Source organism: Caballeronia hypogeia, assembly GCF_001544875.2.
In the GTDB taxonomy this organism is placed as follows: domain Bacteria; phylum Pseudomonadota; class Gammaproteobacteria; order Burkholderiales; family Burkholderiaceae; genus Caballeronia; species Caballeronia hypogeia.
In genome coordinates, this window is the sequence record NZ_FCOA02000004.1 from 105,910 (window position 1) to 126,856 (window position 20,947).

General features: G+C 65.1%; 17 protein-coding genes. 14 read left to right on the forward strand and 3 right to left on the reverse strand.

Features of this window, described 5'->3' with window-relative positions:
• Nucleotides 1–47: 47 nt before the first annotated feature.
• Together AWB79_RS09235 and AWB79_RS09240 are read left to right on the forward strand one after the other, a co-directional pair.
• Nucleotides 48–713 (forward strand): hypothetical protein, encoded by a 666-nt coding sequence (locus AWB79_RS09235; RefSeq protein WP_061167107.1) that lies wholly within the window; start codon nt 48–50, stop codon nt 711–713.
• Nucleotides 714–1,013: 300 nt separating this feature from the next.
• Nucleotides 1,014–2,234, forward strand: coding sequence for an MFS transporter (locus tag AWB79_RS09240; RefSeq protein ID WP_061167108.1), 1,221 nt, complete (start codon nt 1,014–1,016; stop codon nt 2,232–2,234).
• Here AWB79_RS09240 and AWB79_RS09245 read toward each other — a convergent pair.
• The gene (locus tag AWB79_RS09245; RefSeq protein WP_061167109.1) at nt 2,223–3,173 is read right to left on the reverse strand and encodes a LysR family transcriptional regulator; all 951 of its coding nucleotides are present in this window, start codon (nt 3,171–3,173) and stop codon (nt 2,223–2,225) included. The genes AWB79_RS09240 and AWB79_RS09245 overlap by 12 nt on opposite strands.
• A gap of 134 nt (nt 3,174–3,307) precedes the next feature.
• On the opposite strand from AWB79_RS09245, the gene AWB79_RS09250 reads away from it, so the two are divergent.
• The 4 genes from AWB79_RS09250 to AWB79_RS40930 all read left to right on the forward strand — a co-directional run bounded on the left by AWB79_RS09250 (nt 3,308) and on the right by AWB79_RS40930 (nt 7,990).
• Nucleotides 3,308–4,621 carry an MFS transporter gene (locus AWB79_RS09250; protein ID WP_061167110.1) on the forward strand — a complete coding sequence of 438 codons (1,314 nt, stop codon included), beginning with the start codon at nt 3,308–3,310 and terminating at the stop codon, nt 4,619–4,621.
• A 27-nt stretch (nt 4,622–4,648) separates the two neighbouring features.
• Nucleotides 4,649–6,154, forward strand: coding sequence for a M81 family metallopeptidase (locus AWB79_RS09255; RefSeq protein WP_061167111.1), 1,506 nt, complete (start codon nt 4,649–4,651; stop codon nt 6,152–6,154).
• Between the two features lie 44 nt (nt 6,155–6,198).
• Nucleotides 6,199–7,230, forward strand: a complete 1,032-nt coding sequence (locus AWB79_RS09260; RefSeq protein WP_061167112.1) for an alpha/beta fold hydrolase — start codon at nt 6,199–6,201, stop codon at nt 7,228–7,230.
• Nucleotides 7,231–7,681: 451 nt separating this feature from the next.
• Entirely contained in the window at nt 7,682–7,990 is a 309-nt protein-coding gene (locus tag AWB79_RS40930) for a hypothetical protein (RefSeq protein ID WP_061167113.1), read from the forward strand.
• A 176-nt stretch (nt 7,991–8,166) separates the two neighbouring features.
• Here the strand turns inward: AWB79_RS40930 and cadR are convergent, their stop codons facing one another.
• Nucleotides 8,167–8,598 carry a Cd(II)/Pb(II)-responsive transcriptional regulator gene (gene cadR / locus AWB79_RS09270; RefSeq protein WP_061167114.1) on the reverse strand — a complete coding sequence of 144 codons (432 nt, stop codon included), beginning with the start codon at nt 8,596–8,598 and terminating at the stop codon, nt 8,167–8,169.
• Nucleotides 8,599–8,675: 77 nt separating this feature from the next.
• Between cadR and AWB79_RS09275 the strand changes: the two genes are divergently transcribed.
• From AWB79_RS09275 to AWB79_RS09305, 7 genes are all read left to right on the forward strand, one after another.
• Nucleotides 8,676–10,871 carry a heavy metal translocating P-type ATPase gene (locus AWB79_RS09275; RefSeq protein ID WP_374728533.1) on the forward strand — a complete coding sequence of 732 codons (2,196 nt, stop codon included), beginning with the start codon at nt 8,676–8,678 and terminating at the stop codon, nt 10,869–10,871.
• Nucleotides 10,872–10,897: 26 nt separating this feature from the next.
• Nucleotides 10,898–11,239, forward strand: a complete 342-nt coding sequence (locus AWB79_RS41015) for a double zinc ribbon domain-containing protein (protein ID WP_074169345.1) — start codon at nt 10,898–10,900, stop codon at nt 11,237–11,239.
• 15 nt (nt 11,240–11,254) lie between these two features.
• A complete protein-coding gene (locus AWB79_RS09285) occupies nt 11,255–11,536 on the forward strand; it encodes a DUF4148 domain-containing protein (RefSeq protein ID WP_063963464.1) in 282 nt (93 codons plus the stop codon).
• 96 nt (nt 11,537–11,632) lie between these two features.
• Nucleotides 11,633–12,940 carry a TolC family protein gene (locus AWB79_RS09290; protein ID WP_061167118.1) on the forward strand — a complete coding sequence of 436 codons (1,308 nt, stop codon included), beginning with the start codon at nt 11,633–11,635 and terminating at the stop codon, nt 12,938–12,940.
• Between the two features lie 10 nt (nt 12,941–12,950).
• Nucleotides 12,951–14,411 carry an efflux RND transporter periplasmic adaptor subunit gene (locus tag AWB79_RS09295; protein ID WP_061167119.1) on the forward strand — a complete coding sequence of 487 codons (1,461 nt, stop codon included), beginning with the start codon at nt 12,951–12,953 and terminating at the stop codon, nt 14,409–14,411.
• 6 nt (nt 14,412–14,417) lie between these two features.
• On the forward strand, nt 14,418–17,651 hold the full coding sequence (locus AWB79_RS09300) for an efflux RND transporter permease subunit (protein WP_061167120.1): 3,234 nt from the start codon (nt 14,418–14,420) through the stop codon (nt 17,649–17,651).
• The gene (locus AWB79_RS09305; RefSeq protein WP_061167121.1) at nt 17,651–18,328 is read left to right on the forward strand and encodes a heavy metal response regulator transcription factor; all 678 of its coding nucleotides are present in this window, start codon (nt 17,651–17,653) and stop codon (nt 18,326–18,328) included. The genes AWB79_RS09300 and AWB79_RS09305 overlap by 1 nt, the downstream gene beginning before the upstream one ends.
• A gap of 54 nt (nt 18,329–18,382) precedes the next feature.
• Here the strand turns inward: AWB79_RS09305 and AWB79_RS09310 are convergent, their stop codons facing one another.
• Nucleotides 18,383–18,646 carry a DUF4148 domain-containing protein gene (locus AWB79_RS09310; RefSeq protein ID WP_061167349.1) on the reverse strand — a complete coding sequence of 88 codons (264 nt, stop codon included), beginning with the start codon at nt 18,644–18,646 and terminating at the stop codon, nt 18,383–18,385.
• Between the two features lie 303 nt (nt 18,647–18,949).
• On the opposite strand from AWB79_RS09310, the gene AWB79_RS09315 reads away from it, so the two are divergent.
• Nucleotides 18,950–20,914: a PhoX family protein gene (locus AWB79_RS09315; protein WP_061167122.1), complete on the forward strand. Its 1,965-nt coding sequence runs from the start codon at nt 18,950–18,952 to the stop codon at nt 20,912–20,914.
• Nucleotides 20,915–20,947: the final 33 nt, after the last annotated feature.

A 20,947-nucleotide genomic window follows, 5' to 3' on the forward strand; every position in this document is an offset into this window, starting at 1 on the left:
GGGCGTATCATCGCCGCATCGTCCGCCGCTCAGCACGGAGAGAATCGATGAAGACCCAATCGATACGCGTTTCGCTGGTCGCCTTCGCTTTCGTGCTCGGCTGTTCGCAGAGCGCGCTGTCGTTCGCGCAGAGCGCGCCGTGCGCGGAGGCGAGCGCGAACGCGGCGAACGCCGCGAAGCCAGTCTACGTACGCGACTTCACGCCGGTGAGCCAGCAAAGCGGCTCGTCGCATCTGCTCGGCTCGCGGCTGCGCTCGGCGCGCAACAGCGTGCGCGTGGAGCAGAACGCGACGGCGCTGGCGCAAGGCATCGTCAAGGCGCTCAACGGCCGCGGCATTGCGGCATGCCATTTCACGGACCAGAGCGCGCTGCCCTCGGCGGGCTGGATGGTCAGCGGCGAATTCGACGAAACGCTCGCGAGCGGTTTCGGCGCCGGACTGCCGTCGATGGGTTCATCGGACAAACCGCCCAATACGCACGTCACGGTGCAACTCGCCGATCTGAGCACGAGTCCCGACCAGTCGTCCGCGCGCATCGACACGAGCGCCGAGCTCAAGGGGCAGAAATCGGCGGCGGCGCCCAAGCCGTATGGCGCGGCGGCGCGCTTCGTCATCAACAAGACGGAATCGATTTCCTCGCTCGACGATCTCGCGGGCAAGATCGCCGAGCAGATCGCCGCGGAAAAGGCGAAGCTCGACGGCGGCGCGCAATAAGGCGCGCAATAAGGCGAGCAATAAGGCGAGCAATAAGGCGAGCAATAAGGCGAGCAATAAGGCGAGCAATAAGGCGAGCAATAAGGCGAGCAATAAGGCGAGCAATAAGGCGAGCAATAAGGCGAGCAATAAGGCGAGCAATAAGGCGGGCAATCCCGACGAGCGCATTCGATTTCGATTTCGCATTCCGGCCAGGCGGCGCAGGCTTGACGCTGAATCAAAACGCAAGATCTGGAGTGCCGGCGCGCGCCGCAACCGCGACCATGGGATATCGATCCCAACCGTCACGGAGCATGGCCGATGCGCTTTCCCGCTTCCTTCCAGCGTCTCGCCTGGTCGAATCTCCTCGCCCAGTCCGCCGAGCAGATCGGCCTGGCCGCCGCGCCGCTCGCGGCCGTGTTCGCGCTTGGCGCGAGCGCCGTCGATGTCGGCCTGTTGCAGAGCGCGCAGACCTTGCCGTTCCTGCTTCTCTCGATGCCGTTCGGCGTGCTCGCCGACCGCCGCTCGCGCCGCACGCTGATGACGCTCGCCGAATGCGCCCGCGCGCTGGCCATGCTCTGCGTGCTGCTGCTCGTGCTCTCGCACGCGCTGACGCTGCCGCTGCTCGCGCTGCTGGGTTTTCTCGGCGCGACCGGCACGGTCGCCTACAACGTGGCCGCGCCCGCGCTGGTGCCGGCGCTCGTCGAGCGCGCGGCGCTGCCCGCCGCGAACGGGCGCATCGAGCTGGCGCGCAGCGTCGCGTACTCCGCGGGGCCGGCGCTCGGCGGGCTGTTGGTCGGATGGATCGGCGCGGGATGGGCCTACGGCTGCGCGGCGGCCTTGTCGGCATTGGCGGCGACGCTCCTTGCGGGCTTGCACGAGCCGCCGCGCACGCGGGCCGCCGCGCGCCACTTCCTCGTCGAGTTGCGCGATGGCGCGCGCTTCGTCGCCCGCGATGCGCTGCTGCGCCCGATGCTCGCCACCGCCGTGTTCTTCAACATTGGCTTCTTTATTCTGCAGGCCGTGTACGTGCCTTATGCGGCGGAGCGGCTGGGTCTGGGCGCATCGGCGATCGGCGTGACGCTCGGCGCGTATGGCGTCGGCATGGTGTGCGGCGCGCTCGCGGCGCCGGCGGTCGCGCGGCGCGTCGCGTTCGGCCGCATGCTGCTGATCGGGCCGTTTTGCGGACTGGCCGCGTCGCTGGCAATGGTCGCGACGCTCGCCGAGCCGTCGTTCTGGCTCGCGGCGTCGAGCTTCTTCCTGCTCGGCGCGGGGCCGATTCTCTGGACGGTCGGCTCGACCACGCTGCGCCAGGCCGTCACGCCCGCTCACATGATGGGCCGCGTCTCAGCGCTCAATAGCACCGCGACCTACGGCGCGCGTCCGCTGGGCGCGCTCTCGGGCGCCGCGATCAGCGCGCACTTCGGCATGGGGCCTTGTCTGGTCGCGGCGGCGGCGGGGTTCGTCGTGCAGGCGTGGATCATCGTGATGTCGCCGGCCGCGCGTCTCGCCGTTGTGCCCGACACGGTGTTATCCACGTGAGCGCCGACGCTTTCCGGCGACGGGCGGGCGCTGCGAGAACATCGGCATCCTGCTCAGAATCCAGTCGAGCAGTTCCTGCGGACCGGCCGCGAGCGGGCGTCCTGCTTTCACGAGCAGCCTCGCCTGCGCGCGCTCGAACAGCGGATGCGCGATCGGAACGATGCTCAGTTCGCCGCTCGCCAGTTCCCGATACGCCGCGAATTCGCCGATCAGCGTCATGAAATTCTCCGCCGCGACGAAGCGCTTCAGCGCGCCGAGGGAGTTCGTCGTGAGCGTCGGGCGGATGGCGAGGTTGTCGGTCGTCTCCAGCATCTTCACGACGTGGCCTATGCCGAAGGAAGGCGGCATCAGCGCGAGCGGATAGTCGAGCAGATCGCGAATCCGCGCGACGCCGCCGCGACGCGCCAGCGGATGATCGCGCCGCGCGAGCAGCACGACCGGCTGCGGCGAACTCGCGCGAATCTCGATGCGCTCGTGCGGCGGCGGATTGTACGCGAGCCCGATATGCGCGCGGCTCTGCGCGACTTCTTCGAGCAGATCGTCGACGGCGAGCATCTGCACGTCGATTTCGAGGCGCGGATAGCGCGCGCAGAATGGCGCGAGCACGTCATCGACGAGCGTGTCGACATAGCCTTCGCTGACGGCGAGGCGAATCTGGCCTTGCTGCAGGCCCTTCAGCGCGTGCAACTGGTCTTCGAGCTTCTCCTGCTGCGATCGATACCCGCGCCAGAATTCGAGAAGATGAAACGCCGCTTCGGTCGGCCTGACGCCGCGCGCTTCGCGCTCGAACAGCGTCGTGTCGAGCTCCTCTTCGAGCAACTTGATCTGCCGCGCGATCACGGAAGGCGACGTGTTCAGATGATCCGCCGCGCCGCGAATCGTGCCGTGTGAAAGCACTTCGTGAAAGTAACGCAGCCGTTGCTGATTGATCTCGCGCATGGTCGCCTTCTTCTTCGAAAATAAAGTGTTGCTCACAGAGCAACGATACGTGAACTTAGTTGCTCTTGCTAGCACAGTCGCACGCGCTCAACATGGCCTTACCCGATGAGGGGGAGACAAACCAGGAGACGCGCATGTCGACGATTCAGATCCAGCGAGGCGGCGATGCCGTTTCGGCGCTCTACAGCAGAATCAACTGGCGGCTTCTGCCGCTGCTCATCGCGTGCTACATGTTCGCGTATCTCGATCGCGTGAACGTGGGCTTCGCGAAACTTCAGATGCAAAGCGATCTCGGCTTCTCCGATGCGGCGTATGGCGTCGGCGCGGGGATCTTCTTCATCGGCTATGTGCTGTTCGAGATTCCGAGCAACCTGATGCTGCCGAAGATCGGCGCGCGCCTTACCTTCAGCCGCATTCTGGTGCTGTGGGGCATCACGTCGGCGTGCATGCTGTTCGTGCGCAACGTGCCCGCGTTCTATGCGATGCGCTTCCTGCTCGGCGTGTTCGAAGCGGGCTTCGCGCCCGGCATGATCTATTACCTGTCGCGCTGGTACGGGCCGAAGCGCATGGCGCGAGCCATCGCGCTCGTGTTCGTCGCGGGGCCGATCGGCGGCGTGGTCGGCGGGCCGCTGTCCGCGTGGCTGATCTCGTCGCTGGCGGGCGTCGGCGGTCTGGCGGGCTGGCAGTGGATGTTCCTCGTCGAAGGCCTGCCGTGCATCGCGCTCGGTGCGCTGGTCTGGTGCGTGCTCGCCAATCGTCCGGCTGACGCGCGCTGGCTCACGCCGGATGAACAGCGTCTCGTCGAAGCGGAAGTCGGCGCTCACGCGAGCCACGAGCATCGCATCGATTCGTTCCGCGAGGTCGCGAGGAATCCGCGTGTCTATCTGCTGGCGCTCGCGTACTTCTGCATCATCTTCCCGATCTACGCGATCAGCTTCTGGCTGCCGACGCTGCTCAGGGACCAGGGCGTGAACGACACGATCCGCCTCGGCTGGTATGCGGCGATTCCGTACGTCGCCGCCGCGATCGCGATGTACGCGGCCGGCCGACGCTCCGACAAGGTGGGCGAGCGCCGCTATCACAGCGCGCTGCCGGCGCTCGCCGCTGCCGCGTTGCTGGCGATCACGCCGTACGCATCCGGCAATCTGGTCGCGACGCTCGCGCTGCTCACGCTCGCCACCGCCTGCATGTGGATGGCCTACACGGTGTTCTGGGCGATTCCGGCGGAAACCATCTCGGGTCCGGCGGCGGCGGGCGGCATCGCGCTCATCAATACGATCGGCCTGTCCGGCGGCTTCTGGGGGCCGGCGGCGCTCGGCTGGGTCAAGTCCGCGACCGGCAGCACCAACGGCGGACTGCTTCTGATGGCATGCATGGCGGCGCTCTCCTGCGTGCTGATCCTCGCCAGCAAACGCACGGTTGCAGCGGCCAAGGCGCGCACCGCGTAACACTCACTCGATGAAAGGACCACGAACATGAAGATCTTGATCGCAGGATTCCAGCACGAAACCAACACCTTCGCGCCGACCAGGGCGAGCTACCAAAGCTTCATCCAGGGCGAAGGTTTTCCTCCCATGGCCCACGGCGCCGACGTGCTGAAGCTGCGCGACGTGAACGTGCCAATAGGCGGTTTCATTCAATGGGCCGAGGCGCAAGGGCATGATCTGATCCCCGTGATCTGGGCGGGCGCGAGCGCGTCTGCGCATGTGACGAAGGATGCGTACGAGCGCATCGCGGGCGTGATCGTCGATCAGGTGCGCAAGGGCGGCTTCGACGCGATCTATCTCGACCTCCACGGCGCGATGGTCACCGAGCACCTCGACGATGGCGAAGGCGAGCTGCTTGCCCGCGTGCGCCGCATCGTCGGCGATGAGATGCCGCTCGTCGTGTCGCTCGATCTGCATGCGAACGTCACGGCGCGCATGGTCGAACTGGCCGATGCGCTCGTCGCGTATCGCACGTATCCGCACGTCGATATGGCCGAAACGGGGCTGCGCGCGGCGCATCTGCTGGCGCGGCGCATCGCGCACGGCAAGCCGTTCCATCGCGCGACGCGCCGCGTGCCGTTCCTGATTCCGGTGAACGGCATGTGCACGCTCGTCGAACCTGCGCGCGGCATGTACGCGACGCTCGAAACGCTGGAGAAGGAGGTCGTGTCGCTGTCGTTCGCGCCGGGCTTTCCGGCCTCGGACTTCGATGAATGCGGTCCGGTGTTCTGGGGCTATGCGCTCGATCAGGAATCGGCCGATCACGCGGTCGATGCGCTCTACACGCGACTCGTCGATGAAGAAGCGCGCTGGGACGTGCCCTTCCTTTCGCCCGACGAAGCCGCGCGCGACGCGATAGCCGCGAGCCGCGATGCCAGCAAGCCCGTGATCATCGCGGATACGCAGGACAACCCCGGCGTCGGCGGCGATTCGAACACCATGGGCATGGTCCGCGCGCTGTTGCGCAACGGCGCGCGCGACGCGGCCGTGGGCGTCATCTGGGACGAGCCGGCGGCGCGGGCGGCGCATCGCGCGGGCGTGGGCGCGCGCATCAGGCTCGCGCTCGGCGGCGGCTCGAATGTGCCGGGCGATTCTCCGCTTGAAGGCGAGTTCGAAGTCGAGTATCTGTCGGATGGCCGCTTCCGTTTCGACGGCCCGATGCTCAACGGCATGAGCGGCGAACTCGGACCGACCGCGTGCCTGCGCATCGAGGGCGTGCGCATCGCGGTGAGCAGCATCAAGATGCAGGTGTTCGACCGCAACCTGTTTCGTGCCGCGGGCATCGAGCCGGAGCGCATGAAGATTCTGGTGAACAAGAGCTCGGTGCATTTCCGCGCCGACTTCGAGCCGATCGCCGGGCGCATTCTCGTCGCGAAGGCGCCCGGCCCCATGGCCGCCGATCCCGCCGATCTGCCGTGGCGCAATCTCGATGCAAGCATGCGCGTGCGCCCGATGGGACCGACGCTTGCCGCGCTGCGTGCATCGGCTGCCTGATTGAACGTCGCTAACTGAAAACATCGAACCAGGAGAATTGCATCATGACGGATCAGATCAACGCACGGCGGCGCCGCATTCTCGGCACGACGATCGCGAGCGTGGGCGCGCTGCAGCTCGGACTGAGCGACTTCGCGTTCGCGCAGGGCGCGAAGCCGGTTCGCGCATCGTCGACGGCGGGCTTTGCCGACATCCGCCAGATCGATGCCGGCACGCTGAACGTGGGTTATGCCGAAGCGGGTCCGGCGAACGGTCCCGTCGTGATCCTGCTGCACGGCTGGCCTTATGACATCTCCAGCTTCGCGGAAGTCACGCCGCTGCTCACGGCGCAGGGTTATCGCGTGATCGTGCCGTATCTGCGCGGCTACGGTTCGACGCGCTTCCTTTCCGCCGACGCGCCGCGCAACGGTCAGCAGGCGGTGGTCGCGGTGGATATCGTCGCGCTCATGGATGCGCTGAAAATCGAGAAGGCCACGCTCGGCGCATTCGACTGGGGCGCGCGCACGGCGAACATCATCGCGGCGCTGTGGCCCGAGCGCGTGAAGTCGATGGTCTCCGTGAGCGGGTATCTGATCGGCAGTCAGAAGGCGAATCAGGCGCCCTTGCCGCCGAAGGCCGAATTCGCGTGGTGGTATCAGTTCTATTTCGCGACCGAGCGCGGACAGGCGGGCTACGAGGCGAATCGTCACGACTTCAACAAGCTCATCTGGCAACTGGCTTCGCCCAAATGGAACTTCGATGACGCGACCTACGAGCGTTCGGCGAAATCGTTTGATAACCCGGATCATGTCGCGGTGGTGATTCACAACTATCGCTGGCGTCTCGGGCTCGCGCAGGGCGAGCCGCAATACGATGCGCTGGAGCAGCGTCTGGCCGCCGCGCCGACGATCGGCGTGCCCACCATCACCATGGAAGGCGATGCCAATGGCGCGCCGCATCCCGATCCCGCCGCCTATGCGAAGAAGTTCACCGGCAAGTACAAGCATCGCAATGTGTCGGGCGGCATCGGGCATAACTTGCCGCAGGAAGCGCCGAAGGCCTTCGCCGAAGCGGTGATCGAAGCCGACCGCATGTAAATGCCGAAGCGCTGGCCCAGGTGCGATTTCTTTTGCTTCGGCCTGGGCGTTTTCTTCGAAGTCAGGGCGTTCATCATTCACACTCTTCCTCGACGAGTGATCCGCCTGACCTCGGGCAGCAATAGTCATCCTACGTTTTATCACCTATTTCGATATCGCAAAGATCGACAATTCTGATGAGAACAAGACGGGGATAGCGGGATGATTGCTATAACAAAAGCGCTTACCGATGCGTTGGGTCTTTCGGGCGCACGCCTAAGGAATCATCTCGACGGCGTGATTCAACTTCCAGGGGCCGGATAAGGTCGCGCCTCCCTTGCCACGCTTGCCCCAAAGCGAGCTGAAGCTGAATGATCGATACTCCCATACGCACTAACGCACGATGATCATAAGCCCTCCTTTTTTGCCCAAGTCCGGCCTGACTTCGACAGACAGCTCGAAACCGGACTCCATGATGGATGCTGTCGAGCAGTTCGAACTGGCTCATGGCATTTATCCGGTGGCATTCGACCGGCGCTGGCATTGCGGCGTGCATTTGGCGCCCAACATGCACGGAGACGAAGCGAACGTGTACGCCATTGCGGATGGCGAGGTGGTGGCGTACCGGGTGTGCCAGAACGCAATTGACGCGGGCCATATCGAATTCGAACATATGGAGAAGCAGTTACGCTCAATAGTTCGATCAAATGCTTTAGCCGTAGGAATTAATCTCATGCGCGATTTTGCTGTTTTCGCAAGGCCGATCGAAAATCGTGGGTAATGCGGGGGAAGAAATTTTCTCCGACTACCAACAGTTTCGTCGAGCGGAAGCCGTGCGCTACTCGTTTGTCAACCACCAAGTAAGTAAGCATCGTCTTCCGTAATGAGATTCATTGGGCCGCCAAAGGCCTTCGCCGAAGCAGTAATCGAAGCCGACCGCATGGAAATGCCAAAGCGCTAGCCCAGGTGCGATTTCTTGTCCTTCGGCCTGGGCGTTTTCTTCGAAGTCAGTTCGTTCACGATGCCGCAATCGTCGACCGCGTGTTCCCCATGACACTTCTTGCGCAGCGCGGTGAGTTGTTCGCGCAACTTCGTCAGCTCGTCGATGCGCGCGCCGACATGACCGATGTGCTCGTCGACGAGTGAGTCGACGGTGCAGCAATTCGGTGAGCCCCCATCCACTGCGGCGAGCAGCGTGCGCACTTCGTCGTGCGTCATGTCGAGATCGCGGCAATTGCGGATAAGACGCAGCCGCTCGACATGCGTTGCGTCATAGGTGCGGTAGTTCGCTTCCGTCCTCGCGGCCTGCGGCAGCAAGCCTTCCTTCTCGTAGAAGCGGATCGTATCGGGCGTGCAGTTCGTGATGCGCGCCAGTTCTCCAATCTTCATTTCGCCATCCTTCTCTCTTGACTCTGGAGTTGCTCCAGGGTGTTTACTCGACATCAAGGTCAGGAAAGGGAGCGAGTATGTTACGTCCGGAAGATATCGGCAACCCGTGTTGCGATCGTCGTCACGATTCTTTATCTCATCGCGAAAATAATATAACGGATGACGAAAGAGGTTCGAAAGACACGCTGCGCACGCAGATTCGCATCGAACGGATGGACTGCGCGACGGAAGAAGCGCTGATCCGCAAGAAGCTCGAAGGCATGCGCGGCGTCGAGTCGATGCAGTTCGATCTGATGCAGCGCACGCTGGTCGTCGAGCACGAAGCCGCCGCGCTCGACGCGATACTCGATGCAGTGCGCGCGCTCGGCTTCACGCCCGTTACCGCGGGCGAACCGGTGACCGAAAAGAAAAAGTCCGCGTGGCCCCTCGCGCTCGCGTGCGTCGCCGCGCTGGCTTCGGAAGGCGCGAGCTGGCTCGGGCAGCCGTCGTGGCTCGTGGCCGCGCTCGCGCTCGCCGCGGTGCTCACATCGGGGCTGACCACGTATCGCAAGGGACTGATCGCGATCCGCAACGGCAGCCTCAACATCAATGCATTGATGAGCGTCGCTGTGACGGGCGCGCTCGTCATCGGTCAATGGCCCGAAGCCGCGATGGTCATGGTGCTCTTCACGATCGCGGAGTTCATCGAGGCAAAGTCGCTGCAACGCGCGCGCAATGCGATTGCGGATCTCATGAAGCTCGCGCCCGAGACGGCGACCGTGCAACAGGCCGATGGCGCGTGGATCGAGATCAATGCGCGCGAGGTCGCGCCGGGCGCGATCGTGCGCGTGAAACCGGGAGAGCGCATCGCGCTCGACGGCGAGATCGTGTCCGGAAGTTCCGCCGTCGATCAGGCGCCGATCACCGGCGAGAGTCTGCCGGTCGAGAAAGCGCAGGGCGACGCCGTGTTCGCGGGCACCATCAACGCGACCGGATCGTTCGAGTTCCGCGTGACGGCGGCGGCGAGTGACACGACGATCGCGCGCATCATCCGCGCGATCGAAGGCGCGCAGGGCGCGAAGGCGCCGACGCAGCGCTTCGTCGATCGCTTCGCGCGCATCTATACGCCGGTCGTGTTCGCCGTGGCGCTCGCGGTCGGTGTCGTGCCGCCGCTGGCCATGGGCGGCGCGTGGCTCGACTGGATCTATCGCGCACTGGTGATGCTCGTGATCGCGTGTCCGTGCGCGCTCGTGATCTCGACGCCGGTCACCATCGTCAGCGGGCTCGCGGCGGCGGCGCGGCACGGCATTCTCGTCAAGGGCGGCGCGTTTCTGGAGCGCGGCCGTCGGCTGCGCTGGCTCGCGCTCGACAAGACCGGAACCATCACGCACGGCAAGCCAGTGCAGACCTCTTTCGATCTGCTCGACGCGACGTTCGACGCGAACCGGGTGCGCGCGCTCGCCGCGAGTCTCGCGAGCCGCTCGGATCATCCCGTGTCGCTCGCGATCGCGCGGGAGGCTGAACGTGACGGCGTGCTGCGTTTCACCGTCGACCGGTTCGACGCGGTGCCGGGGCGCGGCGTGCGCGGATTCGTCGATGAACGCGCGTACTGGCTCGGCAACCGCCGCATGATGGATGAGCTCGGCCACGCCACCGACGACATGGCGCGCCGCGTCGATGCACTCGAGCAGTCGGGCAACACCGTCGTGATGCTGGCCGGCGCGAAGGGCCTGCTCGGCCTGTTCGCGGTGGCGGACACGGTGAAGGATTCGAGCCGCGACGCCATCGCGCAACTGCACGCGCTTGGCGTACGCACCGCGATGCTCACGGGCGACAACGTACATACCGCGAAGGCGATCGCGCGCGAAGTCGGCATCGATCGCGCCGAGGGCGGCCAGTTGCCCGAGGACAAGCTGCGCGCGGTCGAGGAACTTGCGGCGAGCGGCGGCGAGGTCGGCATGGCCGGCGACGGCATCAACGACGCGCCCGCCCTGGCGCGCGCGGACATCGGCTTCGCGATGGGCGCGATGGGAACCGACACCGCCATCGAAACCGCCGACGTCGCGCTGATGGACGACGACCTGTGCAAGATTCCCGCGTTCATCCGGCTCTCGAAGGCCACGCACGCGGTCCTGATGCAGAACATCACGCTCGCGCTCGTCGTCAAGGGCTTGTTTCTCGCGCTGACCGTGGCCGGACTCGGCTCGATGTGGATGGCCGTGTTCGCTGACGTGGGCGCGAGCCTGATCGTCGTGGGCAACGGGCTGCGCCTGTTGCGTAAGCAGTACTTCTGAATCGACCACCACCGAGGAGAAAAACCATGGGATTCCTGCGCAAGCTGTTCACCAACGGACACGGAGACGGACATGGAGGCGGACATGGAGGCGGTCATCACGGCCGTCGCGGGAAAGTGCGTCACGAGCGCTACCGGGCGGACGATCACGACTCCCACGAGGAATGGTGGGGACGGCATCCTGGTTCGATTCCGCCGCTGCCGCCCGATGTGGTCTGCCCGCAATGCCGCAAGTCGAATCCACCCGGAACCCGGGCATGCAGACAATGCGAAGCCAATCTCGTAACGGTGACATGCGCGCGATGCGCCTCGCGAGTCGATCCAGGCGCCGCATTCTGCGGGCGCTGCGGCAATCCGTTGAGTGAATGAAAGGGAGTAGTGGAAATGAAATCGAGTAGGTATGCCCTGATGCTCGCGTTATGCACGTCGCCAATATGGGCCGAGGCTCACGGAGACGGGCCCAGTTCCGGCAAGACGACGGCGCAGGCGCGCGCCGATCTGGAAAAAGCCTGGCAAGACGGACTGTTGCCGCATAACGACAAGGACTATCCGCCGAGCGCGGCGAGCATCGAGCGCAATAAGAAGCGCTATGCCGGAGCACATCCGGAAACCGATGCGGCCGATGCCTCGGCGCAGACGGATACGTCGCCCGCATTCGGGAAATAACAGCGCAGAAGGACAGCGCCACGAGATGGCGAAGTTCCGTCCGGCGCTCGCCTTCGCGCTGCATTGCATATCTGACATCGGCACCTGATCATTTTCATGCTCGTACGCACGCTTGCAGCTCTGCTTTTTCTCGTGGCCACGTCGCAGACGGCGGCCGAGCCTGTCCTCGCGCCCGCCGATGTCAATGCACAAGCCGAGCGCAAGGACTCGGCCCTGACGCTCGACTACCTTCTGAGTCGCGCTGCGGCCGCGAATCCGTCGCTGCGTGCGGCGCGCGCCGGCGCCGATGCATCGCGGGGCACGCTGGTGCAGGCAGGCGCCAGCCCCAATCCCGACCTTTCGCTCCTGCAGGAAGGCTTCTCCTCATCGGAGCGCACGAGCACGGCACTCCTCAGTCAGCGAATCGAGCTGGGCGGCAAGCGTGGCGCACGTCTCGATGTCGCGTCCTATGGCAGGCAGGCGGCGCTCGCATCGCTCGACGTTCGCGACGCCACGCTCAGGGCTCAGGTCATCACCGCGTTCTACGGACTGCTCGCGGCCCGGCGTCAGCTTCAGGTGGCGGCGGAGTCGGCGGACCTCGCGCAACGCTCGGTCGAGCTCGCGGACAAGCGCGTGCGCGCCGGCAAGGTTTCGCCGATCGAGGCGGACAAAGCGCGAGTCGCCGAAGCCGGCGCGCAGATCGAACTCGCGAGAGCGCGTGCACAGACTGCCACACAGGCCGAACGGCTCTCGACCATCACCGGCGTGTTGGAGGTGCGCGACCGCGGCGTGGCGGGCGATATCGAAACGCTGCCGACCGCGGAAACGCTCGCGGAGCTGCTCGCGCGCGCGGACGCCGCTCCGCTCGTTCGCGCCGCGAAAGCGCAGATGTTGCGTTCGAACGCGGCGATCTCGGTCGAGCGCTCGAAGCGCATGCCGGACATCACGGTGAGTGCGGGCATGAAACGCTCCGTCACGGGCGGCGTGTCGATGAATCAGGCGGTGGTGGGCGTATCGATTCCGCTGCCGATTTTCGACACCAACAAGGGCGGACTGCTGGAGGCCGTTCATCAGGCGGAGCAGGCCGAGGCGGAATTCGACAACGAAACGGCGAATCTGCGGCTGGAGCTCGCATCGGCTTATTCGACCTATCGCAACGCCGCGGACGAAGCCCAACGGCTCAAGTCGGAAGTACTGCCCGCCGCGCGCAACACTTTCAACGCGATGTCGCGCGGTTTCGAGCTCGGCAAATTCGCGTTTCTCGAAGTGCTCGACGCGCAGCGCACGCTTTACCAGGAGCAATCGCGTTATGTGCAGGCGCTGAGCGAGGCGCATCTCGCTTATGCGGAGCTCGGCAGGCTCGCAGGCACGCCGCTGCCGTCTTCATCGTTCGCGGGTCCGTCGCCGCTCATTGCTCAACCTTGAGGTACGTTACATGTCGCGCAGAATTCCCGTCTCCGCTCGGGTGATTGCCGCCGTCGGCGCAGGCCTCGGCATTACGCTCGCCGCATTCGCATTCCTGTCGAAGCAGTCCAGAGGCGATGCGGCGGCAACGCCCGCGGCCGACGCCGCTGTCGCCGCGGTCGAGCAGTACTCGCTGGCTGGCCTGATCGTCAAAGTCCGGCTGTCCGAGCGGGCGGACGATGCCCGGCTGATCATCGCCCCGTCCGTGGACGGCAAGCCGGTGACGCAGGGCGTCGATGTCAGGGCGACGCTCACGCGCCCGCTCGGCTCCCCACAGACCTTGCGCTTCGTCACATCCGGAAGCGAACTCGTTTCGGACCAGGCGATCGCGAAGCCGCATGTCTTCGACGCGGCGCTCGATGTTTCATGGCAAGGCAAGTCGGGCGTGTTCGCCTTTGCGCGCAACGACGGAGCCGTGGTGCTGAGCGCGCAACAGATGCAAACGGGAGACATCGCGCTCGCGAGCGCGGGCGCTGGCGAAATCGTGTCCATCTTGCAACTTCCCGGCGAGATACGCTTCAACGACGACCGCACGGCGCATGTCGTGCCCCGCGTGGGCGGCGTGGTCGAACGGGTGCCGGTGACCGTCGGGGAGAACGTGGCGCAAGGCCAGGTCCTCGCAGTGATCGCGAGCACCGATCTCGCGGATCGACGCAGCGAGCTACTGACGGCGGAGCGCAGGCTGGCGGCGGCGCGCGTCGCGTACGAGCGCGAGAAGTCGCTCTGGCGGGAGCGCGTCTCGGCCGAGCAGGACTATCTCCAGGCGCAGGTGCAATTGCGCGAAGCGGACATCGCCGCGCGCAGCGCCCGCGAGAAGCTCGCGGCACTCGGGGCGTCCGCGTCCGCCCATGCGCTCAACCGCTACGAGTTGCGCGCGCCGTTTGCGGGGACCATCGTGGAAAAGCATGCGACGGCCGGTGAAGCCATCGCGGCCGACTCCAACATCTTCACGATCTCCGATCTGTCGACCGTATGGGCCGAAATGGCCGTCAGCGCCCAGCAACTCGGCGCCGTGCGTGTCGGCCGCCAGGCGACGATCAAGGCCGCCGCGTTCGACTCGCGTTCGACGGGACGCATCACCTATGTCGGGGCATTGGTGGGCGAGGCGACGCGTTCGGGTTCCGCGCGCGTGGTGGTGCCCAATCCCGACGGCGTGTGGCGTCCAGGCATGTTCGTGGACGTGGCTGTCGAGGCGGGCCGGATAGCCGTCCCGCTCGCGGTCGCGAACGACGCCGTGCAGGACATCGACGGCGCGCCTTCCGTTTTCGTCGAGTCGAAGAAGGGATTTATCGCGCAGCCCGTGACAACCGGCCGCCGCGACGCACGCACGGTGGAAGTCGTGAGCGGCCTGTCCGCAGGGCAGCGCTTCGTCGCGTCGAACAGCTACTTGCTGAAGGCCGAACTGGGCAAGCTCAGCGCCTCGGAAGAGTGACGCGCCATGTTTGAACGAATCATCCGTTTTGCGATCGGCCATCGGTGGCTGGTCATGCTCGCCACGGTGGCGGCGGCCGTCTGGGGTGTCGTCAGCTATCGCCAGCTGGCGATCGACGCCGTTCCCGACATCACGAACGTACAGGTGCAGATCAACGCATCCGCGCCGGGCTATTCGCCGCTCGAGACCGAGCAGCGCATCACCTTTCCGATCGAGACGGCGATGGCCGGGCTGCCGAATCTCGGCGAGACGCGCTCGATCTCGCGTTACGGGCTGTCGCAGGTCACGGTCATCTTCAAGGACGGCACCGATATTTACTTCGCGCGTCAGCTTGTGAACGAGCGGATTCAGGAGGCCAAGGACAAGTTGCCGGAAGGCGTCGCGCCCGCGATGGGACCGACCTCGACCGGCCTCGGCGAGATCTTTCTCTGGACGGTCGAAGCGGATGCCTCCGCGCGCAAGCCCGATGGCAGTCGCTACACGCTCGCCGACCTGCGAGAGTTGCAGGACTGGGTCGTGCGCCCGCAGATGCGCAACGTGCCGGGCGTGACGGAGGTGAATTCCATTGGCGGCTATGTGAAGGAATTCCGGATTGCTCCGGACCCGGGCAAGTTGATGTCGTACGGGCTCACGCTTGCCGACGTCGTCCGGGCGATCGGCCTCAATAACGAGAACGTCGGCGCGGGCTATATCGAGCGCCACGGCGAGCAATATCTCGTGCGCGTGCCGGGTCAGGCACGCTCGGTCGATGATCTCGCGAACATCGTGCTCGTCAGTTCGGGCGGCGTGCCGGTTCGGGTGCGCGACGTCGCGCGCGTGGATATCGGCAGGGAATTGCGCACGGGCGCGGCCACGTCCGACGGCAACGAGACCGTGCTCGGCACCGTGTTCATGCTGATCGGCGAGAACAGCCGCGCGGTGGCGCAGGCAGCGGCATCGCGGCTCGCCGAAGTCAGCCGCACGCTGCCGAACGGCGTGCGCGCCGTCACCGTGTACGACCGCACCGTGCTGGTCGAAAAAGCCGTGGCGACCGTGAAGAAGAACCTCCTCGAAGGCGCGGTATTCGTGATCGCCGTGCTGTTTCTCCTGCTCGGCAACATGCGTGCGGCGCTGATCGTCGCGCTCGTCATTCCGGTGTCGATGCTGATGACCTTCGCGGGCATGGTGAGCGTGCGCGTGAGCGCCAACCTGATGAGCCTGGGCGCGCTCGATTTCGGCATTATCGTCGATGGCGCCGTGGTGATCGTGGAGAACTGCGTGCGCCGTCTGGCGCATGCGCAGTCCGCCGCGCGGCGGCCGCTCACGCGAGAGGAGCGCCTCGACGAGGTTTTCACCGCCTCGCGCGAGGCGCGTCGGGCGCTGATCTTCGGGCAGCTCATCATCATGGTGGTGTATCTGCCGATCTTCGCGTTGACGGGCGTCGAAGGAAAAATGTTCCACCCGATGGCGATGACGGTCGTCATGGCGCTCGCGGCCGCGATGCTGCTCACCGTCACGTTCATACCCGCGGCCGTCGCGCTGTTCGTGAACACGCGCGTCGAAGAGAAGGATGGGCGCGTCGTGCGCGCCGCGCGCGCGCTCTACGAGCCGCTGCTCACGCGCTGCATGGCGCGGCCCTGGCGGGTGCTCACCGGCGCGGTCGCGGTCGTCGCGCTGACGCTCGCACTCGTGACACGTCTCGGCAGCGAGTTCGTGCCGAGCCTCAACGAAGGCGATCTGGCGGTCGCGGCGCTGCGCATTCCGGGCACGAGTCTCACGCAATCGCTCGACATGCAGAAGACCATCGAACGCGCGTTGAAGGCGCGCATTCCGGAGATCGAGCGCGTATTCGCGCGCACCGGCACCGCGGAGATCGCCGCGGACCCCATGCCGCCCAATCTCTCCGACGGCTATGTGATGCTGAAGCCGGCGTCCGCGTGGCCCGATCCGGGGAAGTCGCGCGAACGGCTCATCGGTGAAATCGAAAAGGTGCTGGCCGACCTGCCGGGCAGCGCCTATGAGCTTTCCCAGCCCATTCAACTGCGCTTCAACGAGTTGATCTCGGGTGTGCGCAGCGATGTCGCCGTGAAGGTGTTCGGCGACGACATGAGCGTGCTCCGGGACGCCGCGCAAAGCGTCGCGAGCGCGCTGCGGAAAGTGCCGGGCGCGGTGGAGGTGAAGATCGAGCAGACGGCGGGCTTGCCGGTGCTGGGCATCGAGCTCGAGCGCGAGCAGCTTGCGCGCTACGGCGTGAGCGTCGCGGACGTGCAGAGCGCGGTGCTCGCCGCGATGGGCGGCCAGAAGGCGGGAACGCTGTTTCAGGGCGACCGGCGTTTCGATATCGTCGTGCGCCTGCCCGACGAACTGCGCTCGGATATCGATGCGATCAAGCGCTTGCCGGTCGCATTGGCCGCGGCGGTTCGCACCGCGGCCGGAAATCCCGCCGGCGCGAGCGGTCCGCTGGCGCGCGCGCCTTATGTGCCGCTCGCGGAGCTCGCGAAGGTAGAAATCGGCACGGGTCCGAACCAGATCAGCCGCGAGAACGGCAAACGGCGCGTGGTCGTCACGGCCAACGTGCGCGGCAGAGATGTCGGCTCGTTCGTCGAGGAGGCCCAGGCGCGGATCGAACAGGGCGTGCGCATGCCGGCCGGATACTGGCTCGCGTGGGGCGGCCAGTTCGAGCAACTGCAAAGCGCGGCCGAGCGTCTGAAGCTCGTCGTGCCCCTTGCGCTCTTTCTCGTGCTCATCCTGCTCTTCGTCATGTTCGGCGACGTGAAGGATGGCTTGCTGGTGTTCACCGGCATTCCTTTCGCGTTGTGCGGCGGGGTCGTTTCGTTGTCGCTACGCGGCATGCCGCTCTCGATTACCGCCGCGGTCGGCTTCATTGCGCTGTGCGGCGTGGCGGTCCTGAACGGTCTCGTGATGATCGCCTTCATCCGCAATTTGCGCGAAGAGGGCGCGAGTCTTGAAACCGCCATACACGAGGGCGCGCTCACCCGTCTGCGGCCGGTGCTGATGACAGCGCTCATTGCGTCACTCGGTTTCATGCCGATGGCGTTCGCGACGGGCACCGGCGCCGAAGTGCAGCGTCCGCTCGCGACGGTCGTGATCGGCGGCATTCTGTCGTCGACGGCGCTTACGTTGCTTGTCTTGCCTGTGCTGTATCACCAGTGCCATAGGGTTTCATTACGGGCGTGGCTGGCGCGCGTTCTACCGGACGCGCTGTCGCGGCGCGTCGGACTCGAACGGAGAAAGGGCTGATGCGCATACTCATCGTGGCAAACGAGCGCAAGACCGGCGCGTACTTGTGCAAGGGTTTGACGGAAGCGGGCTACGTCGTCGACTGGGTCGCGGACGAGCTCGCGGGTCAGCATCAGGCGGAAGTCGATGATTACGATCTGGTCTTGCTCGATGTGGCGTTGCCGGGCCGGGACGGATGGACGCTGCTCACGAATCTGCGACGCCTCAAGTCCGTGCCCATCATCATTCTGAGCGCGCGTGACGACGTGCGGCGTCGCGTGAGGAGTTTCGAGCTCGGAGCCGACGATTACCTCGTCAAGCCGGTCGATTTCGTGGAATTGACGGCGCGCATCAGATCGATTCTGCGACGCGGCAGGGAACGCGAGGTCGACACGTTGCGGGTGCTCGATCTCGAGCTGGATCTCGTTCGCCGCAAGGCCGTGCGCAACGGCAGGACGATTCTGCTCACCGCGAAGGAGTTTGCGCTTCTGTGGCTGTTGATGCGTCACACGGGCGAGATTCTGCCGCGCGCGATCATCGTCTCCGAGGTATGGGACATGAACTTCGACAGCGACACGAACGTCGTGGACTCGGCGATCCGTCGCCTGCGCTCGAAGATCGATGACGCGTACGACCCCAAGCTGATCCATACCGCGCGCGGGATGGGCTACGTGCTGGAAGCGAGGCAGCCTCGATGATCCCGGAGCGCACATCCCGCATGACGAGCGGGGATGTGCGCGAAGGTCACGGCATCAACGACTGTCGTGCTTGTCGACCGCCGGCCTGGCTTCGCCGCCATGCGTCGTGACATTATGAATTTCCTTGTTGCGCGCGGTCGCCTGGTCGGTGTTCGGATACTGCTGCTTTGACGACGGGACGACGCCATCGTGACGGGCCTGCGTCAGTTCCTGTTTCACCTGTTCGCGCGTCTTGTCTTGCGCGCCCGCGATGACCGGCGCGAGTGAGAGGTAAGCGGAGGTAGTCAAAAGCAGGGTCGCGATCGTCGACTTTTTCATGTGATTCCTCTTGGTGATTGCCGCCATCGGTCGATGGCCGTGCATTCAGTATGTGAATCGAACGGTGCGCAAACATGACCCGAACATGACGAAAGCGCGACCTTTCGTTACAACGAAAACCGGACGCCAAGCGCCGCATCCGTGCTTTCAGGTCATAAACGAAACAATTACATCGGCCTGTCAAACGCATTTCACATTCGTTTCCTAAAGTAGCGCGTCAACCGGCAAGCCGGACCGCAACGGTCCGGGGCGAGGCCTTCGCTCGCCGGTACACAACCCACAATCAAGGACTCGAAACCACACATGGCGCTGCCACTCGACCTCTCCCGCCGCAAAGCCCTCAAGATTCTTGCGGCCGCACCGATGCTGCCGCTCGGCGGCATGGCCACCGCTTCGCTGCTGACCGCATGCGGCGGCAGCGACAGCAACGCGGCCTCTCCCGCGTCCACGGCCGCGTTCAGTTCGGCCGCGTTCGGCGGCATGGCGGCGCCCACGCTCGCCGATCCCAACGCGATGGCCAAGACCTCGGTCGCCTCGACGATGATCGCGAAGTTCGCCGACGGCAGCAGCCGCACCTACAAGCTCGCCTATCAGCCGTTCTTCATGACCGGCGACACGGTGCCGAACACGGCGGGCGGCACGATCGTCGCGGGCGGCTACTTCGATATCGACAATCAGCCGATCATCGACCGGTCGACGGCGGGCAAGGAGCGTCAGTTCTTCTCGGACTGCCCGGACGGCACGTCGCTGCTCAAGCTCGACAATCCGACGGTCAAGGGCGTGAAGGGCAACGCCGTGTTCGCGGTCGTGCAGTTCGAATACACCACGCGTGACCAGGCTGCCGCGAGCATGTACGGCCGCCTGCCGTCGCCGATCGCCGTGCTCACGCTCGATCAGGACCCGGCCACCGGCAAGCTCTCGCTCGTCAGCTACGCGAACGTCGATACGTCCGCCGCGCACGGCCTGTGGATCACCTGTGGCGCGAGCCTGTCGCCGTGGAACACGCATTTGTCGAGCGAAGAGTACGAGCCGGACGCGGCGCTCATTTCGACCGACGCGCAGTTCAAGGCCTACAGCAAGAACCTCTACGGCGACGAAACCAGGGCGCGCGCGTATCACTACGGCCATATTCCCGAAGTGACCGTGCATCCGGACGGCACCGGCACGATCAAGAAGCACTATTGCCTCGGCCGCATCTCGCACGAGCTGATCCAGGTGATGCCGGACAAGCGCACCGTGATGATGGGCGACGATGCGACCAACGGCGGCGTATTCATGTTCGTCGCCGACAAGGAAGCGGATCTTTCGGCGGGCACGCTGTATGTGGCGAAGTGCAAGCAGACCTCGTCGGCGGGCGCGGGCGCGAGCACGCTCACGTGGCTCAATCTCGGCCACGCGACCAGCGATGAAATCGAGAATCTCGCGAACACGCTGACGATCACCGACATCATGGATGTCGTCGTCGACGAGAAGGTCGGCCCGACGCTCGACGCCAGCTACACGCGCATCCATTTCAACGGCAAGTTCAACTGGATTCGCATCAAGCCGGGCATGGAGAAGGCAGCCGCGTTCCTGGAGACGCACCGCTACGCCGCATTGCGCGGCGCGAGCATGTCGTTCACGAAGCTCGAAGGCACGACGGTCAACGCGAAGGACAAGATCGTCTATTCGGCGATGTCGCAGATCGTCAAGTCGATGGTGAAGGGCAACGAGCATTCGACCGACATCGCGGTCGATAAAGCCATTACCTCGGGCGCGGTCTATGCGTTCAACCTGAAGGGTGGCCAGCGCGATGTCACGGGCGCCGCGATCAACAGCGAATGGGTGCCGGTCGACATGGCCGCGCCGGATGCGCTGGTCGGCGAAGACATCGCGTCCGACTCGCTCGGCAATCTGTCGAACCCGGAACGCATCGCGAATCCGGACAACCTGAAGTTCTCGGAGAAGCTGCGCACGCTGTTCATCGGCGAGGACAGCGGCGGCCACGTCAACAACTTCCTGTGGGCCTACAACGTCGACACGAAGACGCTCACGCGCATTCTCTCGGCGCCGGCCGGCGCGGAATCGACGGGCCTGCACGCGGTCGACGAGATCAACGGCTGGACCTACATCATGAGCAACTTCCAGCACGCGGGTGACTGGGAGACCGCGCTGCATGCGAAGGTGCAGCCGACGCTCGATCCGCTGATCCGCGCGAACTACAAGGATCGCTTCGGCGCGGCGGTGGGTTATCTGACCGCCGATCCGACCTCGATCAAGCTCGGCTGATGTCGTGATGCAATGAAGAACGGAGCGAAGCCG